The following is a 4171-nucleotide window of genomic DNA, read 5'->3' on the forward strand; positions in this document are numbered from 1 at the left end:
TTTGAGATTTTTGGCCAGTGCATTAGCCAGAGCCTGCAACTGTTTTTCGTCCATAAAGTAACCTGCTTTTGATGTTGGATTGAACATATCAAAATCAGGCAATTACACAAATTTATGTACAGGCTCGCGTAAGTCGCCGAAGTGCCCCTCGTCGCGATTCGCCGGGAAACACGGACATGCCGAAAACGGTTTCTCTATTCACTCACAGGCCCAAGTGGGCCTGTGAGTGAATAACAACGTGACGCTATCAGGTTACTTGGCCGCGTCAGTGGCGGTTTTTATCCAACCATCAAACTGTGCCTGATGTGCCTTGATCCAGCCATCCACATGGCGTTCGATATCTTTCTGGCTGCTCTCTCCGCTGCGCATCCGCATGTTTTGCGCGTTGATGTCGGCCAATGGTAGCTTCATGATGGCAAACAGCTTGGCAGCCGCCGGATTTTTCTCGGCCCACGCTTTGTTCGCTGCGATGCGAATATTATTCACGGGGAAGCCGTAGTCGTTGCCGTTAGCCAGCTTGGTGCTGGAGCCTTTCATTTCTCCCGGTTGAGAAGAGAAAGGCACCTGTAACCAGACAACATCGCGCCCCGGTACCAGCACATCGCTGACCCAGTACGGTGTCCAGGTGTAATAGAAGATAGGTTTGCCTTCTTTATAGCGGGTAATGGCATCCGCGATCATCGCGGCGTAGTTACCCTGATTGTGCTCGACCGTGTTGCTCAATCCGTAAGCCTGAAGGTGATGGTTGATGGCGGCTTCACAACCCCAACCCGGTGCACAACCGATCAGGTCTGCTTTGCCGTCACCGTTGGTATCAAACAGCTTGGCGATCTCAGGGTCTTTAAATTGCTCAACGTTGGTGATCTGGTACTTTTCCGCTGTCTTTTTGTCGATCAGATAGCCCTGCGCTGCACCGCCAGCGTAAACCCCGTCGCGGTAAAATTTGGCATCACCACCAGCCGCTTTGTACATGTCTGCCTGAAGCGGATCCCAGTTGACGGCGGTGAAGGTGGCATCGCCGGATGCGATGGACATATAGGCAACGTTGTAATCCACTTCGCGAATGGGTTGCACGTCGTAGCCCAGTTTCTCCAGCGCGCGGCTGACCAGCAGCGTCTGGAAGGTTTCTTCCGAAATCGTGCTCTGCACGGGCTGAACGCTGACACCTTTGCCCGGCTGATCGGCGGCATAGAGCGGCGAGCCTGTCAGCGCGGCAATCAGGGCAACAGCCCCGAATCCGGTTTTCTGCATCATGGTTTATCCCTCTTTATGTGTAATGTGATTAACGCGTGAACGGGCGTAAAATCAGCCCCAACGGACCGGTGCGATACCAGGATTGATTACCACGGCTACGGCGGTCACGCCCCAAAGACTGGGTCAATCGGTCCAAAATGATGGCAAGAATAACGATCCCGACGCCGCCCACGGCAGCCAGTCCCATATCCAGACGCCCGATACCGCGCAGCACCATCTGCCCCAATCCTCCCACTGCGATCATCGAAGCAATGACCACCATGGAGAGCGCGAGCATCAGCGTCTGGTTAACACCAGCCATGATGGTGGGCATTGCCAACGGCAACTGTACTTTGAACAACATCTGGCGCGGACTGGCTCCAAAGGACTCAGCGGCTTCCACCAGATCGGCGGGCACCTGCCGGATACCGAGGATTGTCAAACGCACAATCGGCGGTAGCGCAAAGATAATAGTGACCACCACGCCGGGCACATTCCCGATGCCAAACAGCATGACAATCGGCACCAGATACACAAACGCCGGTGTGGTTTGCATGGCGTCGAGCAGCGGACGCACCACTTTTGCCGCACGCTCACTGCGCGCCAGCCAGATGCCGAGCGGCAGACCAAGCAGCATGCAAAAGAACAGGGCGGTTAATACCAGCGCCAGTGTGACCATGGCCTGTGACCAGGCACCGATAGCACCGATGGCGACCAGCGATATCAGCGTTGCCGCTCCCATACCCAGTGATGACATCTGCCAGGCGATAAGGGAGAACACCAAAATGGCAACCGGGGCTGGCATGCCTAACAGCGCCTGCTGGAAACCGTTGAGAATAATGTCAACCGGCACGCGAATGCCTTGAAACAGCGGACGGAAATGCAGCACCAGCCAGTTGATCCCTCCGGTGACCCAATGATCCAACGGAATCAACGTGTCTTTGAACGGATCTAACAGCGAAAAGTGTTCCTGAGCCGGTGCAGGGGCGCTGTTCAGCCAATCAGCGCCAGACTGTGCGGCATCCTGAGCGGGTGCGCCCCAGGCATCTGCGCTGTTAGTTGCGGCGTCACCCGAAGCCGATGTACTTTGTGCTGCCGATGACCAGGGATCGCCATTGCTGCCGGTGGCTGCCTGTTCGGCAGCATTGACCGGTGTTTGCGTGGTTTCCCACGGATTGGTTGCGTTAGTCATTGTTGCTGCCCTCCTTGTCTAATGCCTGTAACAGCATGCCCTTGGAAATAATGCCGATATATTCACTGTTCTCACCGATGACCGGTACGGCGCAGGGGGCCTGCGCAACCTGTGAAATCAGTTCATTGAGTGACATATCTGCGGGCACGGGGGTAGGGTCGGGCAGCAAAGCCTGTTCCAGCGGTTCTTGCGCGTGCAGTGCTTTTTTCAGCGAATCGATAGAAACGACGCCGATAAATTTTTTCCCTTTTTCCAGCACGTAGCCATATTCACGATCATCATCCTGTAGGATCTTGAGCGCAGAGCGAGGCCCAACGCCGGGCGTTTTGCGGATCAAGGTAACGTGACGACGACGCGCAATATCTTTTGCACTGAACACGTGGCTGATATCCACACCACGGAAGAAGGTACGCACATAGTCATTAGCCGGGTTGTTGAGAATTTCATCCGGCGTACCCACCTGGATCACTTCGCCACCGTGCATGATGGCAATGCGATCGCCGATGCGCATGGCTTCGTCCAGATCGTGTGAAATAAACACGATGGTACGCTGGTGGCGCGATTGCAGTTTCACCAACTCATCTTGCATTTCAGTACGGATAAGCGGATCGAGCGCTGAAAACGCTTCATCCATCAGCAGAATATCGGGATCGTTTGCCAGTGCGCGCGCCAGACCGACGCGTTGGCGCATCCCGCCGGAAAGCTCATCCGGGTAGGTATTGGCATAGGCTTCGAGGCCTACCTGTTGCAGTGCTTCAAGCGCTTTCTGTTCACGCTGTGCTTTATCGACGCCTGCCAACTCCATGCCAAACGCGGTGTTAGCCAACACGCTCAGGTGCGGCATCAAGGCGAATGACTGGAACACCATGCTGATTTTTTTGCGGCGCAGGGCGCGCAGTTCTGTGTCTAATACCTCGGCGATGTTTTCGCCGTCGATCAGTACCTGACCGCGAGTCGGTTCAATCAGACGATTGAGAAGGCGTACCAGTGTGGATTTACCCGAGCCGGATAATCCCATGATGACGAATATCTCGCCTTCTTCAATGGCCAGATTGGCGTCTTTCACGCCGACAGTGAGCCCGGTTTTTTCAAAGATCTGATCTTTGTTTAGCCCTTTGTCTATCAGTTTGAATGCCCTGTCAAGGTGCTCGCCAAATATTTTATAGAGATGCTTTACTTCGAGTTTTATTGCCATGAAATGATAAAATTCCTCTGTGATTTATCGTTCTATATTTCTGTCCTGATGAAGATGAAAACACGTCATACCCTACCATACTCAGATTCTGAGGCAACCCTTGGTGCCGAGAATAGTGCTATGAGGATATTCATTTTCATGCCACCTTATAGGCCATTTTTCTTTATTTTCACTGTCTGTTTTTTTATATTATTTATTGGTGTTTTGTATTAATTTTTGTTTTTATATCAATTATTTATGTTTTTTAAAATTCAATGTTTTAAATGGTTTTTACGTTTCTGTATGTTGTGGGTAATAATGGGCTTGAATGACGTTGTGATTTTTTTTGAAATTACTTATACCATTGCAGTGATAAAGATGATTTATATCGCTATTTGGTGGTAGTTATTTTCGGATTACACTGAAAATGATTGCTTCATCGAAAGAGGGGCTTTGTTGAATAAATAGAAAGTTTGGGTAATCATCGGAACAGATCACCATAGTTGTTTCAAAATCAGGTCTCCATGGCAAAACAAAATTTTAAAATCACTAACTGGCCCTCCTATAACAAG

Annotated in this window: 3 protein-coding genes; all 3 read right to left on the bottom strand. The window is 51.5% G+C overall.

Translation table 11 applies throughout. The annotated features are described in order from the left end of the window. Window positions 1-252: 252 nt before the first annotated feature. Genes proX through proV form a run of 3 tightly spaced genes read right to left on the bottom strand, consistent with a single transcriptional unit; the run spans window position 253 to window position 3620 of the window. Complete coding sequence (gene proX / locus ACTBDZ_RS15600; RefSeq protein ID WP_438815992.1) at window positions 253-1251, bottom strand: glycine betaine/L-proline ABC transporter substrate-binding protein ProX; 999 nt, start codon at window positions 1249-1251, stop codon at window positions 253-255. A gap of 31 nt (window positions 1252-1282) precedes the next feature. Continuing rightward, window positions 1283-2425, bottom strand: a complete 1143-nt coding sequence (gene proW, locus ACTBDZ_RS15605; protein WP_438815990.1) for a glycine betaine/L-proline ABC transporter permease ProW — start codon at window positions 2423-2425, stop codon at window positions 1283-1285. Continuing rightward, entirely contained in the window at window positions 2418-3620 is a 1203-nt protein-coding gene (proV, locus tag ACTBDZ_RS15610; protein WP_438815991.1) for a glycine betaine/L-proline ABC transporter ATP-binding protein ProV, read from the bottom strand. Before proV ends, proW begins: the two co-directional genes overlap by 8 nt. Window positions 3621-4171: the final 551 nt, after the last annotated feature.

Origin of the sequence: Symbiopectobacterium sp. (genome assembly GCF_051710365.1) — a bacterium.
Taxonomy (GTDB): domain Bacteria; phylum Pseudomonadota; class Gammaproteobacteria; order Enterobacterales; family Enterobacteriaceae; genus Symbiopectobacterium.

Coding starts and splice junctions, on each gene's coding strand:
- proX (WP_438815992.1), bottom strand. CDS start 1,251: ATGCAGAAAACCGGATTCGGGGCTGTTGCCCTGATTGCCGCGCTGACA.
- proV (WP_438815991.1), bottom strand. CDS start 3,620: ATGGCAATAAAACTCGAAGTAAAGCATCTCTATAAAATATTTGGCGAG.
- proW (WP_438815990.1), bottom strand. CDS start 2,425: ATGACTAACGCAACCAATCCGTGGGAAACCACGCAAACACCGGTCAAT.